Origin of the sequence: Micromonospora humida (assembly GCF_016901255.1) — a bacterium.
GTDB lineage: Bacteria > Actinomycetota > Actinomycetes > Mycobacteriales > Micromonosporaceae > Micromonospora > Micromonospora wenchangensis.
Map to the genome: position 1 here is coordinate 384,837 of NZ_JAFEUC010000002.1, position 24,526 is coordinate 409,362.

General features: G+C 74.7%; 20 protein-coding genes and 1 riboswitch. Of the genes, 14 read left to right on the forward strand and 6 right to left on the reverse strand.

The window, feature by feature from the left end; genetic code table 11:
• Positions 1-45: 45 nt before the first annotated feature.
• Complete coding sequence (locus JQX11_RS05595) at positions 46-1,734, forward strand: ribonuclease J (protein WP_088645585.1); 1,689 nt, start codon at positions 46-48, stop codon at positions 1,732-1,734.
• Positions 1,735-1,807: 73 nt separating this feature from the next.
• Here JQX11_RS05595 and JQX11_RS05600 read toward each other — a convergent pair whose 3' ends face one another.
• Both JQX11_RS05600 and JQX11_RS05605 read right to left on the reverse strand, forming a co-directional pair.
• Positions 1,808-2,800 (reverse strand): SMP-30/gluconolactonase/LRE family protein, encoded by a 993-nt coding sequence (locus tag JQX11_RS05600; RefSeq protein WP_204923901.1) that lies wholly within the window; start codon positions 2,798-2,800, stop codon positions 1,808-1,810.
• A 203-nt stretch (positions 2,801-3,003) separates the two neighbouring features.
• The gene (locus JQX11_RS05605; protein WP_204923902.1) at positions 3,004-3,882 is read right to left on the reverse strand and encodes a helix-turn-helix domain-containing protein; all 879 of its coding nucleotides are present in this window, start codon (positions 3,880-3,882) and stop codon (positions 3,004-3,006) included.
• Between the two features lie 183 nt (positions 3,883-4,065).
• On the opposite strand from JQX11_RS05605, the gene JQX11_RS05610 reads away from it, so the two are divergent.
• Positions 4,066-5,265 (forward strand): S1 family peptidase, encoded by a 1,200-nt coding sequence (locus JQX11_RS05610; protein WP_204923903.1) that lies wholly within the window; start codon positions 4,066-4,068, stop codon positions 5,263-5,265.
• Positions 5,266-5,356: 91 nt separating this feature from the next.
• On the opposite strand, the gene JQX11_RS05615 is transcribed toward JQX11_RS05610, so the two are convergent.
• A complete protein-coding gene (locus JQX11_RS05615; RefSeq protein WP_204923904.1) occupies positions 5,357-6,961 on the reverse strand; it encodes a type III secretion system chaperone family protein in 1,605 nt (534 codons plus the stop codon).
• Positions 6,958-7,434, reverse strand: a complete 477-nt coding sequence (locus JQX11_RS05620) for a type III secretion system chaperone family protein (protein ID WP_204923905.1) — start codon at positions 7,432-7,434, stop codon at positions 6,958-6,960. Before JQX11_RS05620 ends, JQX11_RS05615 begins: the two co-directional genes overlap by 4 nt.
• Before the next feature lie 113 nt (positions 7,435-7,547).
• Between JQX11_RS05620 and JQX11_RS05625 the strand changes: the two genes are divergently transcribed.
• On the forward strand, positions 7,548-10,019 hold the full coding sequence (locus JQX11_RS05625; protein WP_204923906.1) for an FtsK/SpoIIIE family DNA translocase: 2,472 nt from the start codon (positions 7,548-7,550) through the stop codon (positions 10,017-10,019).
• A gap of 83 nt (positions 10,020-10,102) precedes the next feature.
• On the opposite strand, the gene JQX11_RS05630 is transcribed toward JQX11_RS05625, so the two are convergent.
• Both JQX11_RS05630 and JQX11_RS05635 read right to left on the reverse strand, forming a co-directional pair.
• Complete coding sequence (locus tag JQX11_RS05630) at positions 10,103-10,402, reverse strand: hypothetical protein (protein WP_307826077.1); 300 nt, start codon at positions 10,400-10,402, stop codon at positions 10,103-10,105.
• A gap of 42 nt (positions 10,403-10,444) precedes the next feature.
• Positions 10,445-10,759, reverse strand: a complete 315-nt coding sequence (locus JQX11_RS05635) for a DMT family transporter (protein ID WP_204923907.1) — start codon at positions 10,757-10,759, stop codon at positions 10,445-10,447.
• A 59-nt stretch (positions 10,760-10,818) separates the two neighbouring features.
• A riboswitch (guanidine-III (ykkC-III) riboswitch) is annotated at positions 10,819-10,885 on the reverse strand.
• A 91-nt stretch (positions 10,886-10,976) separates the two neighbouring features.
• Between JQX11_RS05635 and JQX11_RS05640 the strand changes: the two genes are divergently transcribed.
• The 11 genes from JQX11_RS05640 to pspM all read left to right on the forward strand — a co-directional run bounded on the left by JQX11_RS05640 (position 10,977) and on the right by pspM (position 24,480).
• On the forward strand, positions 10,977-11,900 hold the full coding sequence (locus JQX11_RS05640; RefSeq protein WP_204924155.1) for an ornithine cyclodeaminase family protein: 924 nt from the start codon (positions 10,977-10,979) through the stop codon (positions 11,898-11,900).
• Positions 11,901-12,082: 182 nt separating this feature from the next.
• Positions 12,083-13,621, forward strand: a complete 1,539-nt coding sequence (gene rimO, locus JQX11_RS05645; RefSeq protein ID WP_204923908.1) for a 30S ribosomal protein S12 methylthiotransferase RimO — start codon at positions 12,083-12,085, stop codon at positions 13,619-13,621.
• 77 nt (positions 13,622-13,698) lie between these two features.
• A complete protein-coding gene (gene pgsA, locus JQX11_RS05650; protein WP_088645596.1) occupies positions 13,699-14,286 on the forward strand; it encodes a CDP-diacylglycerol--glycerol-3-phosphate 3-phosphatidyltransferase in 588 nt (195 codons plus the stop codon).
• Positions 14,287-14,481: 195 nt separating this feature from the next.
• Positions 14,482-17,673 (forward strand): hypothetical protein, encoded by a 3,192-nt coding sequence (locus JQX11_RS05655; RefSeq protein WP_204923909.1) that lies wholly within the window; start codon positions 14,482-14,484, stop codon positions 17,671-17,673.
• A gap of 345 nt (positions 17,674-18,018) precedes the next feature.
• Positions 18,019-18,480, forward strand: a complete 462-nt coding sequence (locus JQX11_RS05660; RefSeq protein ID WP_204923910.1) for a hypothetical protein — start codon at positions 18,019-18,021, stop codon at positions 18,478-18,480.
• Positions 18,481-18,524: 44 nt separating this feature from the next.
• On the forward strand, positions 18,525-20,645 hold the full coding sequence (locus JQX11_RS05665) for a sensor histidine kinase (RefSeq protein WP_307826079.1): 2,121 nt from the start codon (positions 18,525-18,527) through the stop codon (positions 20,643-20,645).
• The gene (locus tag JQX11_RS05670) at positions 20,642-21,307 is read left to right on the forward strand and encodes a response regulator (RefSeq protein ID WP_307826080.1); all 666 of its coding nucleotides are present in this window, start codon (positions 20,642-20,644) and stop codon (positions 21,305-21,307) included. The genes JQX11_RS05665 and JQX11_RS05670 overlap by 4 nt, the downstream gene beginning before the upstream one ends.
• Before the next feature lie 117 nt (positions 21,308-21,424).
• On the forward strand, positions 21,425-22,000 hold the full coding sequence (locus JQX11_RS05675; RefSeq protein ID WP_204923911.1) for a CinA family protein: 576 nt from the start codon (positions 21,425-21,427) through the stop codon (positions 21,998-22,000).
• 166 nt (positions 22,001-22,166) lie between these two features.
• Entirely contained in the window at positions 22,167-22,610 is a 444-nt protein-coding gene (locus JQX11_RS05680; RefSeq protein WP_204923912.1) for a helix-turn-helix domain-containing protein, read from the forward strand.
• Positions 22,611-22,796: 186 nt separating this feature from the next.
• Positions 22,797-23,669, forward strand: a complete 873-nt coding sequence (locus JQX11_RS05685) for a PspA/IM30 family protein (RefSeq protein WP_204923913.1) — start codon at positions 22,797-22,799, stop codon at positions 23,667-23,669.
• Between the two features lie 22 nt (positions 23,670-23,691).
• Entirely contained in the window at positions 23,692-24,480 is a 789-nt protein-coding gene (pspM, locus tag JQX11_RS05690; RefSeq protein WP_204923914.1) for a phage shock envelope stress response protein PspM, read from the forward strand.
• Positions 24,481-24,526 lie beyond the last annotated feature (46 nt).

Genomic DNA, 24,526 nt, shown 5'->3' on the forward strand with positions numbered 1-24,526 from the left:
ACACGACGGACGCCGGGTTACGGCGTCGCAGAATGAGGTGGACGCGTGACCGAGGCGCAATTCGAGGGTGAACTGCCCCCGCCGCTGCCCGAGGGCGGGCTGCGGATCATCCCACTCGGCGGACTCGGTGCCATCGGTCGGAACATGACCGTCTTCGAGTACGACGGCAAGCTGCTCATCGTCGACTGCGGGGTGCTCTTCCCCGACGTCGAGCAGCCCGGCGTGGACCTGATCCTGCCCGACTTCGCACCGATCCTGGACCGGCTGGCCGACGTGCAGGCGATCGTGCTGACCCACGGTCACGAGGACCACATCGGCGCGGTGCCGTACCTGCTCGCCCACAAGCCGGACATCCCCCTGGTCGGCTCCCAGTTCACCCTCGCCCTGGTCGAGGCGAAGCTGGCCGAACGGCGCATCCAGCCCTACACGCTCACCGTCCGCGAGGGCGGCCGGGAGCGGCTGGGCCCGTTCGAGTGCGAGTTCTTCGCGGTCAACCACTCGATCCCGGACGCCCTGGCGGTGGCCGTGCGTACCCCGGCCGGCCTGGTGCTGCACACCGGTGACTTCAAGATGGACCAGCTCCCGCTGGACGGCCGGATCACCGACCTGGCCGGCTTCGCCCGGCTCGGCGCGGAGGGCGTCGACCTGCTGCTGTCGGACTCCACCAACGCCGAGATCCCCGGTTTCGTCACCCCGGAGCGGGAGATCGGGCCGGTGCTCGACTCGATCTTCGCGAAGGCGAAGGGGCGGATCATCGTCGCCTCGTTCGCCTCGCACGTGCACCGGGTGCAGCAGGTCTTCGACTCGGCGCTGGAGCACGGCCGCAAGGTGGCGCTGATCGGCCGCTCGATGGTCCGCAACATGGGCATCGCCCGGGATCTCGGCCTGCTCAACATCCCGGCCGGTCTGGTGATCGGCATCGAGGAGGCCACCACGCTGCCGCCCGACCAGATCGTGCTGATGTCCACCGGTTCGCAGGGCGAGCCGATGAGCGCCCTGGGACGGATGGCCAGCGGCGACCACCGGCACATCACCATCGCCCCCGGCGACACGGTCGTGCTCGCCTCGTCGCTGGTCCCCGGCAACGAGACCTCGGTCTACCGGGTGATCAACCGGCTGGCCCGGGCCGGCGCGGTGGTGGTGCACAAGGACGTCGCCAAGGTGCACGTCTCCGGGCACGCCCCGGCCGGTGAACTGCTCTACCTGCTCAACGTGGTGCGCCCGAGCAACCTGATGCCGGTGCACGGCGAGTGGCGGCACCTGCGGGCGCACGCCCGGCTGGGCATCGAGTCCGGCGTCGCCCCGGACCGGGTGGTGATCTGCGAGGACGGCGACGTCGTCGACCTGGTCGAGGGCCGGGCCAGTGTGGTCGGGCACGTGAAGAGCCGCTACGTCTACGTCGACGGCCTGGCCGTGGGCGACGTCAGCGAGTCGCTGCTCACCGAGCGGCGGATCCTCGGCGACGGCGGTTTCATCGCCACCACCGTGGTCGTCGACTCGGTCACCGGCAAGGTGGTCGCCGGCCCGACCCTGTCGGCGAAGGGCTTCTCCGAGGACCCGGCCGCGTTCAACCCGGTGATCCCGCTGGTCACCGAGGCGTTGAACCGGGCCGCCGCGGACGGCATCACCGATCCGCACCAGCTTCAGCAGATCGTCCGCCGCACCGTGGGACGCTGGGTCAACGACGCGTACCGCCGCCGCCCGATGATCGTCCCGACCGTCGTCGAGGTCTGAGCGGGTTCCCCACCCGGACGCCGCGGGCCGGCCACCGTCGTCACGACGGTGGCCGGCCCGTTTGCCGGTCGGCTCAGCGGTGGCGCAGGGTGGCCACGATCAGGTTGGGGTCGGTCGCGGTGACGTAGGCGGCGCTGGCCACCAGGACCGTGTGCCCGCGTACGGCCACCGAGGTCGGGTTCTGCAGCCCGTCGGCAGCGGTCAGCAGGGTCCTGGTCCGCCCGTCGTGGTCGATGCCGACCACCGTGTTCGGCCCGTTGAGGGCGGCGACGACCCGGCCGTCGGCGGTGAACGCGAAGTCGTCGATGCCGACCAGCCCGGTCGCCCTGACCTCGACGGCTCCCGGGCGGCCCTGCCGCAGCGGAATCCGCAGCAGGGTGCCCTGGTCCAGGTTGGTCACCCAGACCGCGCCGCCGCGCACCTTGACGCCGTTGACGCCGAGGAAGCCCGTCGCGGCGAGGGCGGACGCCGACGACCAGACCCGGGCCGGACCGCCGGCCAGCGGCACCGTGGAGATGGTGCCGAGCACCGAGTCGGTCAGGTAGAACGTCCGGCCCGTCGGGTCGAGCGCCAGCCCGTTGGGCAGCCCGGTGGCGGGCAGCGCGGCGATCCGTCGGGGCGGCTGACCGGGCGTCAACCGGTAGAGGCCGGTGCTGGCGGCGTCGCCGCTGGCGTACAGGAAGTACAGGGTGCCGTCGCCGGTCCGGACGATCCCGGTGGTCAGGGCGAAGCCGAGCACCGGGGTGTGCACGCCGCCGTCGGCGGGGGCGGGCAGGGTGGCCAGCACCCGGGTCCGGCCCGCCGGGTCGACGGCGACGACCTGCCGGGCCGCCGCGAAGGTGAGGTAGGCGGTGCCGTCCGGGGCCCACACGATGTTCTCCGGTAGCTGTCCCGTCGCCGGGTCGAAGTGGACGGCGATCCGGGCCGGCAGGGTCGACGGGGCGACGGGGGCGGCCGCGACGCCCGCCGTGGGGCCGGCCACCGCCGGTGCCGCAGGCGTCGCCGGTGCGGCCAGGACGCCGACTGCCGCGACGGCCACCGCGAGGGTACGGATTCTTCTGCGCATGGTTCGTCCTTCGTGGGTGTGCGGACCCGCCGATCGGGTCCGGTTTCGGGCGCGGACGACCGGACGCCCCGTGCGGAGCGCCGTCGTCGCGTGGTGCCGGGCAGCGCCGACCCCCGCCGGACGACACGGTCCGGTGGCGGGCCCGGCGCGGCCGGGTGGGACGGCGGCACCCTGTCGGCGCCGCCGGGATCGGAAGTGGAGGGTCAGCCGGGCAGCGGTTGCCGGGCGGCGGCGCGGCCGGTGACCGCGGCGTGCACCAGCAGGGTCATCGCCGCCTGCGACGGCGAACCCGGTGCGGTGGTGGCGACGACGACCGTCTGGTCGTCCTCGGTGCGCAGGCTCTGCTGGGTGACGGTCAGCGAGCCGACCAGCGGGTGCCGCATCGCGTACGCGGCGGCGCCGCCGGCCTTGACCCGGTGGTCGGCCCACCGGGCGGCGAACTCGGGGCTGCCCACCGCGAGTTCGCCCACCAGCGCGGCCAGCAGCGGATCCGTCGGGTGCTGCCCGGAGGTCATCCGCAGGGTCGCCACCACGGCCCGTGCCTTGGCCGGCCAGTCGACGTACAGATCGCGGGTGTGCGCGTCGAGGAAGACCAGCCGTGCCATGTTGGGCCGTCGGTCCGGCCGGTGCACCGCGTCGGGTTCCAGGTGACCGGCGAACAGGGCGTGGCCGGCGGTGTTCCAGGCCAGCACGTCGAGCCGGCGGCCGAGCACCAGCGCGGGCACGTCCCCGAGGGCGGCGACGAGCTGGTGTACGGCCGGGTCGACCCGTTCCGGCGGGGGCCGGCGGACGGCCGGGCGACGGGGGCCGGCGGCCAGCCCGGACAGGTGGCGGCGTTCCGCGGCGTCGAGCCGCAGCGCCCGGCTGAGCGCGTCCAGCACCTCGGGTGAGGCGTTCGTGGCCTGCCCCTGCTCCAGCCGGGCATAGTACGAGGCGCTCACCCCGGCCAGCAGGGCCAGCTCCTCGCGGCGCAGCCCCGGCACCCGCCGTCGGCCGCCGTAGGTGGCCACCCCGGCCTCCTGGGGGCTGAGCCGGGAGCGTCGCGAGCGGAGGAACTCGCCGAGTTGTCGTTGCGCCTGCATGACTCCCAGTATCGGCGGCGGTCGACAGGCCAACCACACCCTGCGGGGGACAGGCACAGCGGGAATGCGTCACCTGACGGTCACCGTACGTCGATAACTGCGGATCGGCTCATCCGTTCGGCGGCCGTCTGCGTACCTCCGTCCGGCGGGCGTACCCCGCGTCGGCCGGGAGGAGCATGGCGGATGGACCGCAGACGGATGACAGCGATCGGCGTCGTGCTGGCGGCAGCGGGACTGACGGCGGCGGTGACCCTGCCGTCGTTCGCCGGTGACCAGGGCGCGCCCCGCGCCGGGGGGACCGACGCCCGCGCGGCCGGTGGGCCGGCTCCCGAGGTGGTGGACGCGCTCAGCCGCGACCTGCGGATCAGCCGGGACCAGGCGGTCCGGCGGTTGACCGCCGAGCAGCAGGCGACCGCCCGGTTGACCGGGTTGCGGGCCGCGCTCGGCAACGACTACGGCGGGGCCTGGCTCAGCGGCGACGGGTCCACCCTGAACGTGGCGGTCGCCGACCCCGCGAAGGCCGACCGGGTCCGGGCCGCCGGTGCGGTGCCCAAGCCGGTCGACCGGGCCGTCGGCGAGCTGGACGCGGCGAAGACCCGGCTCGACGCGGTCGGCGGGCAGGCGTCCCCGGCCATCACCGGCTGGTACGTCGACGTCGCCACCAACTCCGTGGTGGTGCTCGCCCAGCCGGGCGCCGAGGCGCGGGCCCGCCGGTGGGCGGCGGGCAGCGGGGCCCCGGCGGACGCGGTCCGGGTCACCACCTCCCGGGAGCAGCCGCGCCCGCTGTTCGACCTGGTCGGCGGCGATCCGTTCTTCATCAACGACATCGGGCGCTGCTCGATCGGCTTCGCGGTGGTCGGCGGGTTCGTCACCGCCGGGCACTGCGGCCGGGTCGGGGACCGCACCACCGGGTTCAACCAGGCCCGGCAGGGGGTGTTCGCGGCGTCGTCGTTCCCGCGTGACGACTGGGCGTTCGTGCGGACCAACGGCCAGTGGACCCCGCAGGGGGTGGTCAGCGACTTCAACGGCGGCACGGTGCCGGTCAACGGCTCCGTCGAGGTGCCGCCCGGCGCGTCGATCTGCCGTTCCGGCTCCACCACCGGCGCCCGGTGCGGCGTCGTCCAGGCCCGCAACGCCACCGTCAACTATCCGGAGGGGACGGTGACCGGCCTGACCCGGACCGACGTCTGCGCCGAACCGGGCGACTCCGGTGGCTCGTGGATCGCCGGCGACCAGGCGCAGGGCGTCACCTCCGGCGGCTCCGGTGACTGCACCGTCGGCGGTGTCACCTTCTTCCAGCCGGTCAACGAGATCCTCCAGCGCAACAACCTGACCCTGGTCACCGCGAACGGCGGCCAGCAGGCGACGCGACGCGGCCGGTAACCACCCCGGGCCCCGGTACCGCGGCCCCCGACCTCCACCGCCCGGAGGTCGGGGGCCGCTCGCGCGTGCACGCCCCGTCGGCCGGTGGCGGTCAGGGCAGGGCGGCGACCGCGGCGGCGTACGCGACGCCGGTGCTCACCGCCGCGTCGACCAGGATGCCGAGCTGTGCCGGGGCCACCCCGTGCGCGAGGTCGGTGGTGACGTCGCCGGCCAGCACCAGCTCACCGCCGGGCAGCTCGTGGACGTACGCCTTCGGCAGCAGCCGGTCGTGGTTCCACGCGTTGCAGAACTCGTACGCCTCGGCGAGCCGTCCCGCCGCCAGCCGCCGGGCCGCCACCACCCGGGCGTGCAGGATCTCCCCGTCCCGGCCCAGCAGGCGGAACTGCACGACCGCCTCGTCCCAGCGGCCGACCACCACGCCTGCGGCGTCGACGGCGTACACGTCGCCCCGGGTGTCCAGCACGGCGGTGAGCTGCGAAAGGCTCAGCGGGGCCGGCTCCTCGGCCGAGGGCAGGAACGGTTCGTCGGCCGGGTCGTCGACGCTCTCCGGCGCCGGCAGGGGCACCGGGTCGCCGGTCGGCCGTTCGGCCAGCCAGGCGGCGATCCGCCCGGCGTGGTGCCCGGTGCCGTTGCGCGCGTCGAAGCTGCCCGCCAGCCGGGTCGCCTCGGCCAGCAGGTCGGTGCCGAGGGTCGCCACGTCCAGGTCGGCGGCGGGCCGGTCGGCGTGGCCGGGGCGGCGGATCCGGCGGGCGGCCCGGCCGGACTCGGCGGCGAACGCGCAGACCAGCGCCCCGGCGGCGGCGAACTCCATCGCCGACAGGTCGTCGTGGGGGTGGTCCAGCCGGGGCAACTGCTCGGCGAGGAGGTCCAGCGCCCGGTCCGGGTGCCCGGCCAGCGCGCAGAACCGCAACTGCGCGGCCCGGTACGGCAACGCGGCCCGTTCCCGCCGGTGCCGCCGGTACGCCCGCAGGTGCGCCGTCGCGGCCCGACCGGCCGCCCCGGTGCGCAGCCACGGCAGCAGCCCCACCGCGAGGGCCCGTTCCGGCTGGTCGGTGCAGTCGACCCCGGCGTCGAGCGCGGGGCGCAGCGCCGCCAACGCGGCCCGGTCGTCGCCCCATCCGGCGAGCAGTTCGGCGCGGCGTACCGCCAGGCAGGCGGGGCAGCCGCCCTCCGGGTCCGGCGCGGCGGCCGTCCACCTGTCGTACCACCGGCGGGCGGTGGGCTCGTCGCCGGCGTGGTCGGCGAGCCGGCAGCGTAACTGGGCGACCACGCCGGCCTCCGCGCCGACCCGTCGGGCCAGCGCGTCGAGCAGGGCGTTGGCCTGGTCCAGCCCGATCCGGGGGGTGCCGATCGCGGCCTCCACCGCCTGACGCAGGTGCCGCCGCAGCAGTTCCGCGTCGCCGGGGCGGGCGTCGAGCATGTCGGGGGACCGGTCCACGGTGGCCAGCAGACGGCGTACCGGCTCGATGATCCGCCACCGGCCCCCGTGCCGCAGGTACGCCGCCACCAGCGCGAACCGGGCGTCCAGGGCGGAGTGCGGGTCGCCGAGCGCGTCGGCACGGGCGGCGATCCGGTCGAGTTCGGCCAGCCGGGCCTCCCCGTCGGGCAGGTCCCCGGCGTCGGCGAACGCGGCGGCCAGGCCCGGGTCGCGCGGCGCGGCCGGCCCGTCCGCCCCCGGAGCGAACCCGCCGGTCATCCGGGCGTCCGGCCGGGCAGTTGGCCGACGGCGGCGGCGAGCCGGCAGCCTTCGGTGATGCCGCGGTCGAGTAGCCGGTCGAGCTGGTGCGGGGTGACTCCGCGTTCCAGGTCGGTGATCACCTCGCCGCAGACCTGGGCCCGACCGTCGTCGTCGACGTGCACGAACGCCTTCGGCCAGAACCGCTCGTGGTTCCACGAGTTGCAGAAGGCGTAGAGCGCCGGCACGTGCTCGATGCCGAAGGTCGCCGCCGCCAGGGTGCGGACCTGGAGCAGCTCGCCGTGGCCGCCCTGACGCAGGAACCAGATCAGGCTGTCGTCCCAGCGGCCCACGAGGTCCCCGTCCCCGTCGGCGACCACGACGTACCCCCGGGTGCCCAGCACGGCGGCGACCAGGTCGGCGGTCAGCGGGCGCAGGGCCTGCGGGTCACCCGCGAGGGGGTCGGGACGGTCCGCGAAAGCAGGCGACGCCATCGGGCATCCCTTCTGAGGCGAATAACACGTCTGCGGGCGTGGTCCGTGCTGCGACGCGCGGACACGACCCGGAAAAGCGGCGATCTGCCGGGTCACGCCGTTACGGTGACTCTATGGCGGGCCGTACCTCTCAGGCGAGCCGGCGACGCGGCGCGTCGCCGCGCGGCACCACGAACAGTCGTGCCCGTCAGCCGGCGAAGAAGACCACCCGGGCGACGGCCCGGCGGCGACCGGCCCCCCGACCCGCTCCGGCGGCGTACGTGGGCCGGGCGGTCGGGGCACTGTGGATGGGGCTGGCGCACGGGGTCGGCTGGGGCTTCCGGGCCGCCGGCCGGCAGGCCGCCTCGGCCCGGGAGTTGGACCCGGAGCACCGCCGCGACGGCGCCGGCCTGCTGCTGTTCGGGCTGGCCATCCTCAGCGCGGTGGCGATCTGGTTCTCCGGCGCCGGCCCGTTCGGCGCGCGGCTGGCCGACACCGTACGCCTGTTCCTGGGTGCGATCGCGGTGGTGGTGCCGGTGCTGCTGATGATCGGCGCGTGGCGGTTGTTGCGGACCCCGGTGGCCCCGGAACACCGGGGGAGGGGCCTGGTCGGCTGGGGGTCCATGCTGGTCGCCACGGCGGCGATGCTGCACATCGGACAGAATCCGGTGGACCCGGTGCAGCGTGACTACGCCGGTGGTCTCGTCGGTGCCGGGATCGGCGACCTGCTGGAGCGGGCGGTGACCGCCTGGGTGGCGATGCCGCTGCTGATCCTGCTGCTCGTCTTCGGGCTGCTGGTGGTGACCGCCACCCCGATCAACAAGATCCCGGAGCGGCTCGGTCTGCTCGCCGGCACGCTGGTCGCCCCGCCCGAGGCCCCGGAGCAGGAGGACGCGGAGCCGGCGGAGGTCGTCGCGAAGCCGGCCCGTAAGCGGCCGGCCCGCAAGGCCGCGCCCCCGCCGCCCGACCCGGACGACTTCGACGACGTCGGCCCGGAGGTCGACCTCCAGGAGACGATCGTGCTGCCCCGCCGGCCGGCGAGCCGGGTGCCGGCCAGCCGTAAGCCGGCGGAGCCGCCGGAGCACTCCGCCCCGCCCACCCGCGCCGAGCAGCTCGCGCTGACCGGGCTGGCCGGCGACTACGTGCTGCCGCCGGCCAACATGCTCACCGGTGGCGCGGCCCCGAAGACCCGCAGCAAGGCCAACGACGAGGTGATCGCCGCGCTGACCGGCGTCTTCGACCAGTTCGGGGTGGACGCCGAGGTCACCGGTTTCACCCGGGGCCCCACCGTCACCCGCTACGAGGTCGAGCTGGGGCACGGGGTCAAGGTCGAGCGGATCACCCAGCTCTCCCGCAACATCGCGTACGCGGTGAAGTCGCCCGACGTGCGCATCCTCAGCCCCATCCCGGGCAAGAGCGCGGTCGGGGTGGAGATCCCCAACACCGACCCGGAGAACGTCGCCCTCGGTGACGTGCTGCGGTCCCGGGCCGCCACCAGCGACCACCATCCGATGGTGGTGGCCCTCGGTAAGGACATCGAGGGCGGCTTCGTGGTGGCCAACCTCGCGAAGATGCCGCACATCCTGATCGCCGGGGCCACCGGCGCGGGCAAGTCGAGCTGCCTCAACACCCTGCTGGTGTCCATCCTGACCCGGGCCACGCCGGACGAGGTGCGACTGCTGCTGATCGACCCGAAGCGGGTCGAGATGACCGGGTACGAGGGCATCCCGCACCTGGTCACCCCGATCGTGACCAACGCCAAGAAGGCGGCCGACTCGCTGGAGTGGGTCGTCCGCGAGATGGACATGCGCTACGACGACCTCGCCGCCAACGGGGTCCGGCACATCGACGACTTCAACCGCAAGGTGCGCAACGGCGAGATCAAGGCCCCGCCGGGCAGCGAGCGGGAGATGCGGCCGTACCCGTACCTGCTGGTGATCGTGGACGAGCTGGCCGACCTGATGATGGTCGCCCCGCGCGACGTGGAGGACTCGGTCGTCCGGATCACCCAGTTGGCCCGCGCCGCCGGCATCCACCTGGTGCTGGCCACCCAGCGGCCGAGCGTCGACGTGGTGACCGGCCTGATCAAGGCGAACGTGCCGTCCCGGCTGGCGTTCGCCACCTCGTCGCTCGCCGACTCCCGGGTCATCCTCGACCAGCCGGGCGCGGAGAAGCTGCTCGGCCGGGGCGACGGGCTGTTCCTGCCGATGGGCGCGTCGAAGCCGGTCCGCATCCAGGGCGCCTGGGTGACCGAGCGCGAGATCGCCGACGTGGTGAAGTTCTGCAAGGACCAGCGTGAGCCGGAGTTCCGCTCCGACGTGCTGGCTCCGGCGCAGGACAGCAAGAAGAAGATCGACGAGGACATCGGCGACGACCTGGACCTGCTGGTGCAGGCGGTGGAGCTGGTGGTGACCTCGCAGTTCGGTTCGACCTCGATGCTCCAGCGCAAGCTGCGGGTCGGCTTCGCGAAGGCGGGCCGGTTGATGGACCTGATGGAGACCCGGGGGGTGGTCGGCCCGTCCGAGGGTTCCAAGGCCCGCGACGTGCTGGTCAAGCCGGACGAGCTGGACGAGGTGCTCGACGGCTTGCGCGGCGACGTGGACTGAGCCGGGGGCGTACCCCCGACCGGGCCGGGACGTGCGACGGGCCCGCCGGGAATCCGGCGGGCCCGTCGCACGGGTGCGTCTGGTCAGCTGTTCATCATGGCGCTGATCAGCACGAGGCTCAGGACGATGGCCACCACGTTCGCGGCGGCGGCGTACCAGCCCAGCGGCTTGTCGCCGAGCACCGCGCCGACGATGCCGAGCGCCAGGCCGATGATGCCGAAGATGACCGGCGCGATCAGCAGCGCGACGACGGCGAAGACGAACGCCAGGATGGTGCAGATGCGGGCGGCGTTGGTACGCGGGCGGGCGGGGGCGTGGGTGTCGGCCATGACGTCCTCCGTGGTCGGGGGCTGGTTGCTGTGGTGGTCGATCACTACCCACACCGGACGGAAACTACGCATCGGCCCCGGCGAGGGCCGGGCCACTCAGTGGAAGAGCTTGAGGCCGACCACGCCGGCCACCACCAGCAGCAGGCTGAGCAGCCGGGGCAGGCTCGTCGACTCGCCGAGGGCGACCATGCCGACCACGGCGGTGCCGACGGCCCCGATGCCGACCCAGACCGCGTAGCCGGTGCCGACGGGGATGTCACGCAGCGCGTACGCCAGGCCGGCCATGCTGGCGACCAGGGTGACCGCGAAGACGGCCGAGGGCAGCGGCCTGGTGAACCCGGCGCTGCGGTCGAGGGAGACCGCCCACGCGGTCTCCAGGAGTCCGGAGAGCACCAGCACGATCCAGGCCATCGGGTATCACCTCGGGGGTGCGGGTCCCGGGCCCGTCGGCCGGGGACGAGTCGATTCGGTACGGGGCGTCTTGGCCTGACCGGGTACGCCCGCGACTCGTCCGGGGTGGCCGTGCGGGCCACCACGACCGACGCTAGCACCGCCGGCCGGCGGGGTGGGGTGATCCTCCCCACCACACCTTGAGTTGAAGTCAGCTTGAGGTTGCAGCATGGGGAGTATGACGCTGCTCTTCGACGACCGGCAGGTCGCCGCCACCCTGGACGCGCCGACCACCGTCGCGGCGATGCGGGATGCCCTGCTGGCCGCCCACGCCGGCCGGCTCGTCGCCCCACCCCGGGCGTCCGCACCGCTGGCCGGCGGGCGGATGGTGCTCACCGCCGGGCAGCTCACCGACGAGTGGTACGGCTTCCGCTCCTACGACACCCTCGGCCACCCGGCCGGCGAGCAGCTCGTGGTGCTGCACGACGCCCGGACGGGGGCGGTACGGGCCATCGCCGTCGGCGCGGAGCTGGGCTCCCGGCGTACCGGCGGGCTGGGCGCGGTGGCCGTCGACGCCCTGGCCCGCCCGGACGCCGCCACCCTGGGCGTGATCGGCTCGGGCGGGCAGGCGTGGACGCAGGTGTGGGCGACCGCCGCCGTCCGGCCCCTGCGCGAGGTGACCGTGCACAGCCGCTCGGCGGCCCGCCGCGAGGCGTTCGCCGCCCGGGTCCGCGCCGAGCTGGGGATCCCCGCCCGCGCCGTCGCCTCGGCCGCCGAGGCGGTCCGCGACCGGGACGTGGTGGTGCTCGCCACCACCAGCGCCACCCCGGTGCTGGCCGCCACCGACCTCGCCCCGGGCACCCACGTCAACACCGTCGGCTTCAAGCAGGTGCACCGGCACGAGTTCGGCACCGACCTGCTCGACGCCGCCGACGTGCTGGCCACCGACTCGCCGGCCCAGGCGGCGGCGTACGACCCGCCGATGCTGACCGCCGTCGCGCCGTACCCGGGACGGCTGCGGGACCTGGGGGCGGTGCTGGCCGGTGCGGTCCCCGGCCGCACCGGCGCGGACCAGGTGTCGGTGTTCTGCTCCACCGGCCTGGCCGGCACCGAGGTCGCCCTGCTGGACCGGCTGGTCCGGGTGGGCGCGACGACGGTCTGACCGCCGGTACGTCGGCTGCGGCGGGCGGCTGCACCATGATCGGATTGCAATTCCGGCGAGTGTTCCCGGCGTGTCGTGTGCAATCTCGTCATTTGATCAACGATCTGCCGGGCGGCGGGGTGAACCGGCCGACACCGCACGCCGCCGTCGGTCGGGCCCGCTCCCGCGCCCGGTACCCTCGGATGGTGTCCGCCACCCCCACGCCTGACAACGCCGGCCCGTCGCGGCCCGCCCCGCAGCCGTCGCCCGCCGACGGCCGCCGGGTCGCCCTGCTGACCCTGGGCTGCGCCCGCAACGAGGTCGACTCGGAGGAGCTGGCCGCCCGGCTGCACGCCGATGGCTGGCAGGTCACCACCGACGGCGAGGGTGCCGACGTGGTGGTCGTCAACACCTGCGGGTTCGTGGAGAAGGCCAAGCAGGACTCGATCCAGACCCTGCTCGCCGCCGCCGACACCGGGGCGAAGGTGGTCGCCGCCGGCTGCATGGCCGAGCGGTACGGCCGGGAGCTGGCCGACAGCCTCCCCGAGGCGCAGGCGGTGCTCAGCTTCGACGACTACCCCGACATCGCCGCCCGGCTCGACTCGGTGCTGGCCGGCGAGGCGATCGGCGCGCACACCCCCCGCGACCGCCGCGAGCTGCTGCCGCTGACCCCGGTCGCCCGGCGGGAGTCGGCGGTCTCCCTGCCCGGCCACGGCACCCCCACCCGGGTCGCGCCGGAGACCGACGCGCACACCCCGGCGCACCTGCGGCAGGTGCTGCGCCGCCGGCTCGACACCGGCCCGGTGGCCTCGCTGAAGCTGGCCAGCGGCTGCGACAGGCGGTGCGCGTTCTGCGCGATCCCCGCGTTCCGGGGCGCGTTCGTCTCGCGTACCCCCGACGAGCTGCTGGCCGAGGCGGAGTGGCTGGCCAAGACCGGCGTCCGCGAGCTGGTGCTGGTCAGCGAGAACTCGACGTCGTACGGCAAGGACCTGGGCGACCCGCGCGCGCTGGAGAAGCTGCTGCCGCAGCTCGCCGCGATCGACGGCATCGTCCGGGTGCGGGCCAGCTACCTCCAGCCCGCCGAGACCCGGCCCGGCCTGGTCGAGGCGATCGCCACCACCCCCGGCGTGGCCGCCTACTTCGACCTGTCGTTCCAGCACTCCAGCGAGCCGGTGCTGCGCCGGATGCGCCGGTTCGGCTCCACCGACCGGTTCCTGGAGCTGCTGGCCAGCGCCCGCGCCCTCGCCCCCGAGGCGGGCGCGCGGAGCAACTTCATCGTCGGTTTCCCCGGCGAGACCAAGCAGGACGTGGCCGAGCTGACCCGCTTCCTGACCGACGCGCGGCTCGACGCGATCGGCGTGTTCGACTACAGCGATGAGGACGGCACCGAGGCCGCCGGGCTGCCCGGCAAGCTCTCCGCCGCCACCGTCAAGCGCCGCTACGACCGGCTCGCAGCCCTCGCCGACGAGTTGTGCTCGCAGCGGGCCGAGGAACGGCTCGGCAGCATGGTCGAGGTGCTTGTCGACACGGTCGACGACGGCGTGGTGGAGGGCCGGGCGGCGCACCAGGCCCCCGAGGTCGACGGCTCGACCACCCTGGTCGCCCCGGTCGGTGGCGGGGTCGACCTGGCAGCGTTGCGCCCCGGCGACCTCGTCCGGGCCACGGTCACCGCGACCGAGGGCGTCGACCTGGTGGCCGTGCCGGATGAGATGATCTCGGCGGCGCCCGGCGCGGAACGGTGACGGTGGGCCCGGACGGAGCGGGGGAGCCAGGTGGGGCGGTGCCAGGAACGCCACGACGGCCGGAGCGGGGCGCGGCGGTGACCGGGGCGGCGGAGTCCGCGCCGCCGGTGGCCCGGGTGCCGGTGCTCAACGCGGCCAACGGCCTGACCCTGCTGCGGCTGGTGCTGGTGCCGGTCTTCGCCGCGTCGGTGGTCGCCTCCGGCATGACCCACACCGGGTGGCGGATCGCCGCCTGCCTGATCTTCGCGTTCGCCTCGATGACCGACCTGGTGGACGGCTGGATCGCCCGCCGCTTCGGCCTGGTCACCTCGGTGGGCAAGGTGGCCGACCCGATCGCCGACAAGGCGCTCACCGGTGCCGCCCTGGTGCTGCTGTCCGTCTACGACCGGCTGCCCTGGTGGGTGACGGTACTGATCCTCGTCCGTGAGCTGGGCATCACCGGCCTGCGGTTCTGGGTGATCCGGCACGGCGTGATCGCCGCCAGCCGGGGCGGCAAGCTCAAGACGGCGTTGCAGATCCTGGCCATCGCCTGGTATCTGTGGCCGATGCCGGCGGCCCTTGCCGCCGTCGGGCCGTGGATCATGGCCGCCGCCGTGCTGGTCACCGTGGTCACCGGCTTCGACTACGTCGCCCAGGCCCTGCGCCTGCGCCGCCCCCGGCCCTGACCGGCCCGCACCGCCTCCGCTGAACCGCCGCACCGGAATCCCGGTGCGGCGGGACGGCTGTCCCTGCCGGTCGGGACGTCCCGCCCCGCAGAGTCGTCACCGCACCGACCCCTGCGGCCGGTGCGGCGTCGGCCCGACCGGGTCGACGCCCGGTGACGGCGGGCGGGGTTGCGCCCGGTGGCGGGAGGAGCAGCGGTGGGGACAGCGACGAGACACACCCGGGGGCGGTCCCCGGGCGGCGGGTGGCGCAGCCGCCGGCTGTGGGCGGCCGGCCTGACGGCGGTGCTGGCGGTCACCATGCACCAGACTCCGGCCCGGGCCGCCGACCCGGTGCCGTTCGACGAGCAGGCGGTGCACGGGGCGCTGTTCGGGGCGGTGGTGCAGCTCCGCGACGCCGGGGCGGCCGGGTTGAAGGACGCCCTGCTCACCGCCGAGCTGCTGGACTGGCGTAGCGCCCAGCCGGGTGCCGACGCGACGCAGGTGGCCGGGCACGTGGCCACCACCCGGGCGGTCGCCGACGCGGCGGTCAGCGACGCGCGGGCCGAGGACCGGTCCCGGTTCGCCGTGGCGATGGCGGTGCTGGCCCGGCTCGCCGGGTCCAGCGGCGCGGTGACCACCGGCCCGGCGGTGCGGGCGTTCCTGACCAGCACGGTCGGCGCGGAGGGCGCGAACGTGGTGCCGGACGCGTTGAACCTGGTCCGGGGCGGCTACCAGGACGCGGCGTGGAACGCCCGCTCCCGGGACCTGACCCAGGACACCTGGCGGGAACTGCACCGCCGGGCCGCCACCGACGACGCGCTGGCCACCGGCTGGGACAGCGCGTTCGCCGGGCGCACCGGCACCGGGGTGCGTACCCCGGTCGACGGGTTGCTGGCCGCCCGGATCCACGAGCCGCGCGCCGACGGCAACACCGGCACCCTCGGCTACTACGTGCCGCTGTCCGCGATCCGCGACGTCCGCGGTGACGCGACCGCCTTCAAGGCGCTGGTGCAGGAGCGGGCGTACGCGACGCTGAAGGTGCTCGACACCGACGGCAACAACCGGATCACCGAGGTGGTCAGCTACGCCAACACGTACCCGCTCAACCAGGACCCGAAGCCGAGCCAGGCGGTCATCGACGCGGAGAAGGCGAAGACCGAGTCCAACCGCAAGATCTTCGAGGGTCTCGGGTCCACCGTCACGGTGCTGTCCACCCTGGTCGGCTTCGTCGACAAGAAGTTCGGCAAGCAGTTGGAGACCATCGGCAAGGCCGTGGTGACCTCGGTGACCGCGATCAACACGTACGTGACGACGGTGCTCGGGCAGGGGCTGACCATGGCCGCCACGGCGATGGGCACGGCCGTGCTGACCGGCAACCTGCTCGGCGCGGCGGTGAGCCTGATCGGCCTGTTCGCCGGGGGCGGTGACCCGAACGCCGCGATCCAGGCGGAGATCGGCAAGCTGCGCCAGCAGATCGACCGGCTGGCCAAGGGGATCGACAAGCGGTTCGACCGGATCGAGTCGGCGCTCAAGGAGATGTACGCCGGGCTGGTCGCCCAGCTCGACGCCCTCACCAAGGGCCTCGACGAGGTACGCGCCAACCTCGGCCGGATCGCCACCCAGTTGCAGACCATCGAACGCAAGGTCGACTCGATGGCGCTCGCCACCCACGTGGCCCTGGAGAACATCGCCAAGAGCCAGCTCAACCAGGTGATCACCACGTACGTGCACCACAAGGAGATCACCGGGCAGCCGATCCCGGACTACCTGGGCACCTACTTCCCGAAGGCCGAGTCGCCGACCTTCACCTTCGCCACCGTCAACGCCTCCGACGAGGGCACCTTCACCGCGCCGGCCGGCACCAGCCTCGCCGACCCGGTCAGCGTGCTCGACACCCACCTGCCCGCCGGCTCGATCAACTACCTGGGCCAGTGGGCGCGTAACCGGGTCGGCGGCACCTGGACGGTCGGCCCGGTCGCCAACGCCGCCGCCTGGTCCACCGCCGCCCGGGTCTACAACATCCTGCAACTGGAGAACCCGCAGTTCGCCGCCCAGGTGGCCGCCGGGCGGGGCGACGCCGTCGCCGAGACCGGGCGGACCATCAACGAACGGGTCCGGCAGTTCAGCCAGCCGACCGCCGACGGCGGCACCAACCCGTTGTTCACCGCGCTGATGGCCGACTACCGCACCGCGGTCGCCGGCTGGAACGCCCAGGTGGAGAACGTCCGCAAGGCGGTGGTCTGGAACGGCAGCGACACCCTGCCGGTGCACGACATGTGGGGCAGCCCGGACCAGGAACTCCCGGCGGCGAACCGGATTCCCGAGACCGAGTCGATCGGCGGGTGCGGCCCGACCCGGGTCGGCCGGCCGATCCCGTCGACGGTACGCCGGAGCAACCTGCCCAACGCGTTCCACCTGGCCCGCCACGCCATGCCGCCGGGACACGCCCCGGAGTTCTCCACCTGCTACGACGCGAACTTCGTCAACGTCGAGGAGCACGAGGGACCCCGGTTCCAGACCACCACCGGCGACCTCCAGATCACCCTGCGGTCGCGGGTGAAGTGGGCCGGCGGGGACTGGCAGGAGGTGCAGACCGCCACCCGCGTTTTTCCCATCGGCACGTTCTGCTCGTGGGACGTCCGGTCCCCGATCCCGCAGGGCTACTGCTACGACGAGAACAAGTACCTCACCGACCGGTGGGCGGGGACGTACAAGCCGGCGTTCGAGTCGGCGGCGATCCCGGTCGTCGCCACCCAGGCGACGTCCGCCCGCAGCAAGGCCGCCGCGATGCTGTCCGGCCGGCAGAAGTACTTCTACCGGGTGATGCGGGCCGGCACCGGGCCGAACCCGCCGAGCAGCGACACCTGGGAGGTGTCCCGGGTGCTCTGGCAGAAGGGCAAGGCGGTCTCCGACGCGCTGCGGCTGTTGCAGGCGTACACCGAACTGGGCTGGGGGACCGCGCTGGAACTCGACGACAGCCTCGCCGGCCTGCTCTACGGCGGCCAGGGGTTGCCCGCCGACTACACCCGCCCGCGCAGCGACGGCGACCAGTCGGCACACCAGCACCTGCGCAACGCGATGACGCAGGCGGTGGAGAACTACGCCGACTGCGTCCAGACGTTCGACTGGAACCCGTGCGACGGGGAGCGGTCGGGCTTCGACCCGCTGCGGGACCAGGGCCAGTACGGTGCCGGCTGCGTCCAGGCCAGCGTGCCGGACAAGCCGCGTGACCCGCTGAGCGCCTGCCTGGCCAGCGCGGCGTTCGTCCGGGTCGGCCAGCTCGGCCAGCGCTACGACCACTGGTCGTCCCGGGTGCGTTCCGGCGGGCACACCGAGGGGCTGCCGGAGGTGACCGCGGCGACCGACATGACCCGGGCGACCACGGTGAGCGTGCACCCGGCGGGCTGACCGCGCGTCGACCGGGAGGGCCCCGTCGGCCCGAGCGGGTGGGACCCTTCCCCCGCCCGCCGGGCCGGCCGGGGCCCTTCCCCCGCGTCGCGGGTCCGGGGCCCTGCCCCCGCCTGCGGGGTGCGCTTCCCCGGGTCGCCGGCCGGGGTCGCCGTCCGATCGGTCCCGCCGGGCCGGGACATCCGACCCGGGTCGGCGGGACAGCCGGCGGGTGACGATGGCGCGACCGTCCACCCCGCCGGTCCGCCCGACGGTGCCACTGTGGACGGTCGACCACCTACGCTGCGGCGGACGGGTTCCTGGGGACGGCCCCGCCCGTCCGCGCACGGCACCCGAGGAGTGAGCATGATGCCGAACGCCGGCGACGACCGACGGATCCTGTTGATCGCCACCAACGACACGTTCTGCCACGTGTACCAGAACCTGGCCGACCTGCTGTCGACCGCCGACCACGGCGAGAAGCTCGCCGGGGCGGTCGAGTTCTTCGACGTCACCGGCCGACGGCTGCACCCGGTCTTCTCCGCCGACTGGCGGCTGGAGGCGTTGCAGGCCGGCACCGGCCCGGCGGTGCCCGACGTCGTCCGGCAGCGGCTGACCGCGGTGATCGCGCACGTGACGCAGTACATCCACGACCACCCCGACGTGCTCGCCCGGTCCCGCATCTCGCTGGAGCGGGCGCTGTCCGAGCTGCCCCGCCTCGACGACCCGGACCTGTCCGAGATCATCGGCGCCCTGCCGGAACACCTCGAACACGACACCGGCAACTGGCTGCACAACGCGATGCACGCCGCCGGCTGGGCCGACTGACCCACCCGATCCCACCACCGACGACCAACCCGGGAGGGCCTGCCGTGCCGTCGCCGATCGCCGCACTGTCCCCGTCCCGCCGGGTCCTGGCCGGGGCGGGCCTGGTCGTCGCCGGGCTCGTCCTGGCCGGGCAGTGGTGGTACCCGCAACCGGCGGCGCTCGGGCCGGCGGCGCTGACCGGCACGATCGCGGTCGCGTTCACCGCCCTCGGCGCGCTGGTGCTCGCCGGGCTGCCCGGTCACCCGGTCGGCCGGCTGATGCTGGCCGCCGGACTCGTCGCCGGGACGGCGGTGCTGGCGTTGAGCTGGCCCGCGGTCACCCCGCTGGCCTGGCTGGGGCAGTGGCTCTGGTGGCCGCCGTGCGGGCTGATCTTCCTGGCCCTGCTGGTCTTCCCGGACGGCCGGCTGCCGGGCCGGGGATTCCGGCCGGTCGCGGTCGGGCTGGTGGTCACCACGGCGGTGGCGGCCGTGGCGCTGGCGGTGGCCGCGACCAGCGACCCCCGGGGCCTGCTGCTGTCCGCGACGACGGCGGCCGACCCGACCGCGCGGCTGCTGGTCCGGGTCGCCCTGGTGACCGTCGGGGTGCAGTTGCTGCTGGTGGCCGCCGTGCTGGTGGGGCTCGCCCGACGCTTTCGGCGGGCCGTCGGCGAGGCCCGCCAGCAGCTCGCCTGCCTGCTGGCCGCCGGCGTGCTGTTCCTGCTCGGCTTCCTGCTGGACTGGCTCAACCTCTCCGGCGCGTGGGTGCTGATGGTGGTCGCGATCCCGGCCGCGATGACGGTGGCGGTGCTCCGCTACCGGCTCTACGGCCTGGAACAGGTGATCAACCGGACCCTGGTCTGGCTGGTGATGAGCCTGCTGGTGATCGCCGCGTTCGTCGGGGTGGTCGCCCTGCTGCGGGATCTGGTGCTGCGCGGGGACACCTCGAACGCCTCGCTGGTGGCCACCGGCCTGATCGCGGTGACCTTCGAACCGCTGCGGCGGCGGGTGCAGCGCGGGGTGAACCGGCTGCTCTACGGCGACCGCGACGAGCCGTACGCGGTGCTGGCCCGCCTCGGTGACCTGCTGGAGCGGACGGTCCAGCCGGAGGCGGTGCTGCCGCTGCTGACCGGCACCATCGCCCGCTCGCTCCAGGTGCCGTACGTGGCGGTGGAACTCGGCGGGGAGCCCGACGACGGGCGGCCCGCCCGGGTGCACGCCGCGCACGGCCGGGCCACCACCGAGCTGGAACGCTTCGACATGGTGACCCACGGGGAGCGGGTGGGGCGGCTGGTGGTGGCCCGCCGCGCACCCGGCACCCGGTTCACCCCGGTGGAGCGGCGGCTGCTCAGTGACGTCGCGCTGCACGCCTCGGTGGCCGCCGCGACCGCCCGGCTGATCCGCGACCTGCGCGACTCCCGGGAACGCCTGGTCACCGCCCGGGAGGAGGAGCGCCGCCGGCTGCGCCGGGACCTGCACGACGGGCTCGGCCCGACCCTGGCCGGCATGTCGATGCAGGTACGCGCGGCCCGTAAGCTCGCCGCCGTCGACCAGGCCCGGCTGGCCCGCATCCTCGACGGGCTCGCCGACGACCTGCTCACCTGCACCGGCGAGGTACGCCAACTGGTCGACCAGCTCCGCCCGGCGGCCCTGGACCGGGGGTTGGAGTCGGCGCTACGGGCCGAGTGCCAGCGCTTCGACGGCCCGACTCTCACCGTGCGGCTGAGCGTGGCGGACCCGCTGCACGGGCTGCCGGCGGCGGTGGAGGTGGCGGCGTACCGGATCGTCGGCGAGGCGCTCGCCAACACGGCCCGGCACGCCGGGGCGACCTGCTGCGACGTGGTGGTGCGCCGGGGCCGGGCGCTGGTCGTGGAGGTGTCCGACGACGGCACGGGCATCGTCGCCCGCCGACCCGGCGGTGTCGGCCTGGACTCGATCCGGGAACGGGCCGCCGAGCTGGGCGGCGGCAGCGACATCGTCGACCGGGACCCGCACGGCACCTTGATCCGGGTCCGCCTGCCCCTACCCCCCACCCCACCGTCTCCCGCCCCGCCCACCTCCGCCCCCGCCCCGCCCGCTTCCGGTGATCAAGAGGTTTGCGTCAGAATCCGCCCGGAGGATGACGCGAACCTCTTGATCACCGAGGGCTCCTGGGTGGCGGACGGTGCTGCGGGAGGGGGAGGGCAGTGACGGCAGAGGGGGCCCGTGGCGGGGCGGTGCGGGTGCTGATCGTGGACGACCACCCGGTGGTCCGCCGGGGCCTGCGGACGATGCTGGAGGGCGAGCCCTGGGTCGACGGCGTGCTGGAGGCCGCCACCTGTGCCGAGGCGGTCGGCATCGCGTCGACCGAACCCGTCGGGGTGGTCGCGATGGACGTGGCGCTGCCGGACGGCGACGGCGTGGAGGCGACCCGGCGGATCGTCCAGGGCCGACCGGAGACCCGGGTGCTGATGGTGACCATGACCGACGACGAGGACGTGGTCGGCCGGGCGCTGCGGGCCGGTGCCCGGGGCTACGTGCTCAAGGACACCGACCCGGACGTGATCGTCGACGCGCTGCGGACGGTGGCGGGCGGCGGACTGGTCCTCGGTCCCCGGGTCGGCCCACAGGTGCTGACCAGCCTGCGCCGCCAGCCGGTCGAGCTGCCGCCCCCGTTCGACCGGCTCACCCCGCGCGAGCGGGACATCCTGCGCAGGTTGGCCGGCGGTGACACCAACGCCCGGATCGCCCGCCACTTCGGGCTCAGTGAGAAGACGGTCCGCAACCAGCTCTCGGCCGTCTTCGCCAAGCTCGGGGTCGCCGACCGGGTCCAGGCCGCCCTGCTCGCCCGGGACGCCGGCCTCACCGGCTGACCCCGGCGGGGCGGGAGCGGATCCACCGGGGTCCGCCGCACCAGCGGGGCGGGAGCGGACACGACGATCGGTCGGGCCCGGATGAGTAGGAGGGTGACCTCGGGGAAGGAGGACGACATGGCCACCGATGCACAGCACGAGCGACCCGCAGGCAGCCCGGCGGCGGGTGTGGTGCACAGCCTGCACGAACGGCAGCAGACCCTGGCCACCGTCGAGTCCCTGACCGGCGGGCTGCTGGCCGCCGCGATCGTGGAGATCGCCGGGGTGAGCGCCGTCTACCGGGGCGGGTTGGTGACCTACGCCACGGAACTGAAGGCGCGGCTGGCCGACGTACCCGAGGATCTGCTGGCCGAACGCGGAGCGGTCGATCCGGACGTGGCCATCGCCCTGGCGGAGGGGGGCCGGCGGCGTTGCGCCGCCGACTGGGGGCTGTCGACCACCGGGGTGGCCGGTCCCGAGCCGCAGGACGGCAGACCGGTCGGCCTGGTCTATGTCGCGGTGGCCGGGCCGGGCGGCCCGGTGGTCCGCCGGCTCGACCTCGACGGGGGCCGCGACCACATCCGCGCGGCGGCGGTGATCGAGGCGTTACGCCTGCTCGCGACGCGTATCCACAGGGCGTTTCCCGAGCCGGGGCCGGGCCCGCGCCCCGGGCCGGCGGCCGTGGTGCCCCCGGCCGGCGCGGGCCGGCGCTGACCGGCGTTGTCCAGATCCGACAGGCGGGGTGGGATGTCGCCGGGCCGACCAACGGGTACGGTTGCGGGAAGGCTCCGGCGTACGGCGTCGGCGGCGGCGCGGTCCACCGCGTCCGGCGCGGGCGACCATCCGCCCGGAGCGTGAAATCCCGTCAGGGGGAGGTGCGATGGTCCTGCTACGCCGGGTGATCGGTGACGCACTTCGGGCGCGCCGCCAGGGTCAGCACCGCACCCTGCGCGAGGTCTCCACCGCCGCCAACGTGAGCCTCGGTTACCTCTCCGAGATCGAGCGCGGCCAGAAGGAACCCTCCAGCGAGCTGCTCGCCGCCATCTGCGACGCGCTCGGCGCCCGCCTGTCCGAGTTGCTGCGTGAGGTGAGCGACACCGTGGCGCTGGCCGAGCAGCTGCCGGGCGTGCTCATGCCCGTGCAGGACGAGCCGGCCGCCGCCGGTCCGGCCGCCGGGGTGCGCAAGGCCACCGGTCGGGGCGTGCGCCAGGTGACGACCGACGGTGCGGTCGCCGTCTCGGTCCGCCAGGATTCCCCCCTCAAGGCCACCCTGCGCAGCGCCCGGGTCCGCCCGACTGACCGTGACGTGGTCTGCGCCGCCTGACCCCGCTGTCCGTCCCGTGGCCGGGCTGGCCGACGCCGCGTAGTGTTGATCGCAGGCCGCCGGAGCACCCCGCGTCACGAACGGCCCTGCTGGCGTCCGCCTGCGACGATGGGGGAGCGCCGTGCGGCCCGCCCGGTCCCGGGTGTGGCCGGGGCGCAGCGACGCTACTGAGGGGATACCGCGGAGATGGCGAACCCGTTCGTCAAGGGCTGGAAGTACCTGATGGCGCTGTTCGGTGCCAAGATCGACGAGCACGCCGATCCCAAGGTGCAGATCCAGCAGGCCATCGAGGACGCGCAGCGTCAGCACCAGGCGCTGGTGCAGCAGGCGGCGGCGGTGATCGGCAACCAGCGGCAGCTGGAGATGAAACTCTCCCGGCAGATGACCGAGGTCGAGCGGCTCCAGGGCAACGCCCGGCAGGCGCTGGTCCTCGCCGACCAGGCCCGCGCCAAGGGCGACGAGGCCGAGGCCGGCCGCTACGAGCAGTCCGCCCAGGTGCTCGCCACCCAGCTGGTCTCCGCCGAGCAGGCCACCGAGGACCTCAAGACCCTGCACGACCAGGCGATCGGGGCCGCCGCGCAGGCCCGCCGCGCGGTCGAGAACAACTCCATGATCCTCCAGCAGAAGCTCGCCGAGCGCACCAAGCTGCTCAGCCAGCTCGAACAGGCCAAGATGCAGGAGAGCGTGGCCCGGTCGCTGGAGTCGATGTCGTCGATGGCCGCACCGGCCAACACCCCCTCGCTGGACGAGGTGCGGGACCGCATCGAGCGCCGCTACGCCAACGCGATGGGCCGCGCCGAGCTGGCCGGCAACTCCGTCGAGGGACGGATGCTGGAGATCCAGAAGTCGACGCTGGACAGCGCCGGGTCGTCCCGGCTGGAGCAGATCCGGGCCAGCATGGCCGGCGACCAGCTCGGCAGCCGGCAGGAGCAGCCGGCGGTGCAGCAGCAGGCCCAGCCGGCCGCCCCGACGGCCGACCCGGCCGCCGCCGCCCGGCTGGACGAGCTCCGGGCCAGCATGAGCCGCGACCGCGGCGTGGGGGACACCACCGCCGGCTGACCGCCGGCACGAGGAGGTACGGGTGGCCGACGAGCGAACGCGACACTTCCGTCGACTGGGCCGGCTGCGGCGCTCCGCCCGCCGGTGGAGCGTCCTGGCCGGTGGGCTCACCGGCGCGGCGGCGGTGCTGACCCCGTACGCCGGGCTGGGGTTGCCCGACGCGGCCTGGGCGGGCGCGGCGGGCAGTGCCGTCGCGCTGGCCGCCTGGCGCTGGATCGACCTGCGGGCGTTCGCGGCCCGCCCGGTGCCCCCCGCCCTCGACCCGGCCGAGGCCGCCGCCCGTTCCCGGGCCCGGCTGGTCGCCGCCGTCGAACGCCTCCCGGTGGGCCCCGGCGTGCTGGCCGAGGCCCGTCGGTTCCGCTCCCGGTTCGCGCTGCGCGGCACCTCCGCCGCCGATTCGTGGGCCCGGCTGGACCGGGCCGCGCTCACCCTGGCCGGGATCGCGCCCCGGCTGACCGGCCCGGCCGAGCCGGCCGTGCTGGAGGCCGCCGCCGCTGACCGCTCGCTGCGCGACCTGGCCGACCGTACGGCCGGGGTGGAACGCGCCCTGCGGCTCGCCCCGCCCGAGGCCCGGCCCCGGCTCGCCGAGGCCCACCGGGCCCTGCTCGACCAGCTGGTCGCCGGGGTGACCGCCTACGAGGGGCTGGTCGCCGCCGCGGCCGGCTACGTCGCCGAGGACGCCCACCCGGAGGTCGTCGCGGACCCGTCCGCCGCCCGGCTGATGGAGGCGACGGACCTGCTGCACGGTGTCGCCTCCGCCCTGGCCGAGCTGCGTGCCGTGGGCGAACCCCAGCGCACCCCCACCCGCTGAGCGCCCGCGCGGCCGGCCGGTCCGGCCTGCCGCCGGGCTGCCCACG

Bases quoted from the DNA above. Each gene is read 5' to 3' on its own strand.
- JQX11_RS05620 (WP_204923905.1), bottom strand. From the start codon at position 7,434: ATGGCGTCGCCTGCTTTCGCGGACCGTCCCGACCCCCTCGCGGGTGAC.
- JQX11_RS05635 (WP_204923907.1), bottom strand. From the start codon at position 10,759: ATGGCCTGGATCGTGCTGGTGCTCTCCGGACTCCTGGAGACCGCGTGG.
- JQX11_RS05610 (WP_204923903.1), top strand. From the start codon at position 4,066: ATGGACCGCAGACGGATGACAGCGATCGGCGTCGTGCTGGCGGCAGCG.
- JQX11_RS05615 (WP_204923904.1), bottom strand. From the start codon at position 6,961: ATGACCGGCGGGTTCGCTCCGGGGGCGGACGGGCCGGCCGCGCCGCGC.
- JQX11_RS05685 (WP_204923913.1), top strand. From the start codon at position 22,797: ATGGCGAACCCGTTCGTCAAGGGCTGGAAGTACCTGATGGCGCTGTTC.
- rimO (WP_204923908.1), top strand. From the start codon at position 12,083: ATGGTGTCCGCCACCCCCACGCCTGACAACGCCGGCCCGTCGCGGCCC.
- JQX11_RS05600 (WP_204923901.1), bottom strand. From the start codon at position 2,800: ATGCGCAGAAGAATCCGTACCCTCGCGGTGGCCGTCGCGGCAGTCGGC.
- JQX11_RS05660 (WP_204923910.1), top strand. From the start codon at position 18,019: ATGATGCCGAACGCCGGCGACGACCGACGGATCCTGTTGATCGCCACC.
- JQX11_RS05640 (WP_204924155.1), top strand. From the start codon at position 10,977: ATGACGCTGCTCTTCGACGACCGGCAGGTCGCCGCCACCCTGGACGCG.
- JQX11_RS05605 (WP_204923902.1), bottom strand. From the start codon at position 3,882: ATGCAGGCGCAACGACAACTCGGCGAGTTCCTCCGCTCGCGACGCTCC.
- JQX11_RS05680 (WP_204923912.1), top strand. From the start codon at position 22,167: ATGGTCCTGCTACGCCGGGTGATCGGTGACGCACTTCGGGCGCGCCGC.
- JQX11_RS05625 (WP_204923906.1), top strand. From the start codon at position 7,548: ATGGCGGGCCGTACCTCTCAGGCGAGCCGGCGACGCGGCGCGTCGCCG.
- JQX11_RS05675 (WP_204923911.1), top strand. From the start codon at position 21,425: ATGGCCACCGATGCACAGCACGAGCGACCCGCAGGCAGCCCGGCGGCG.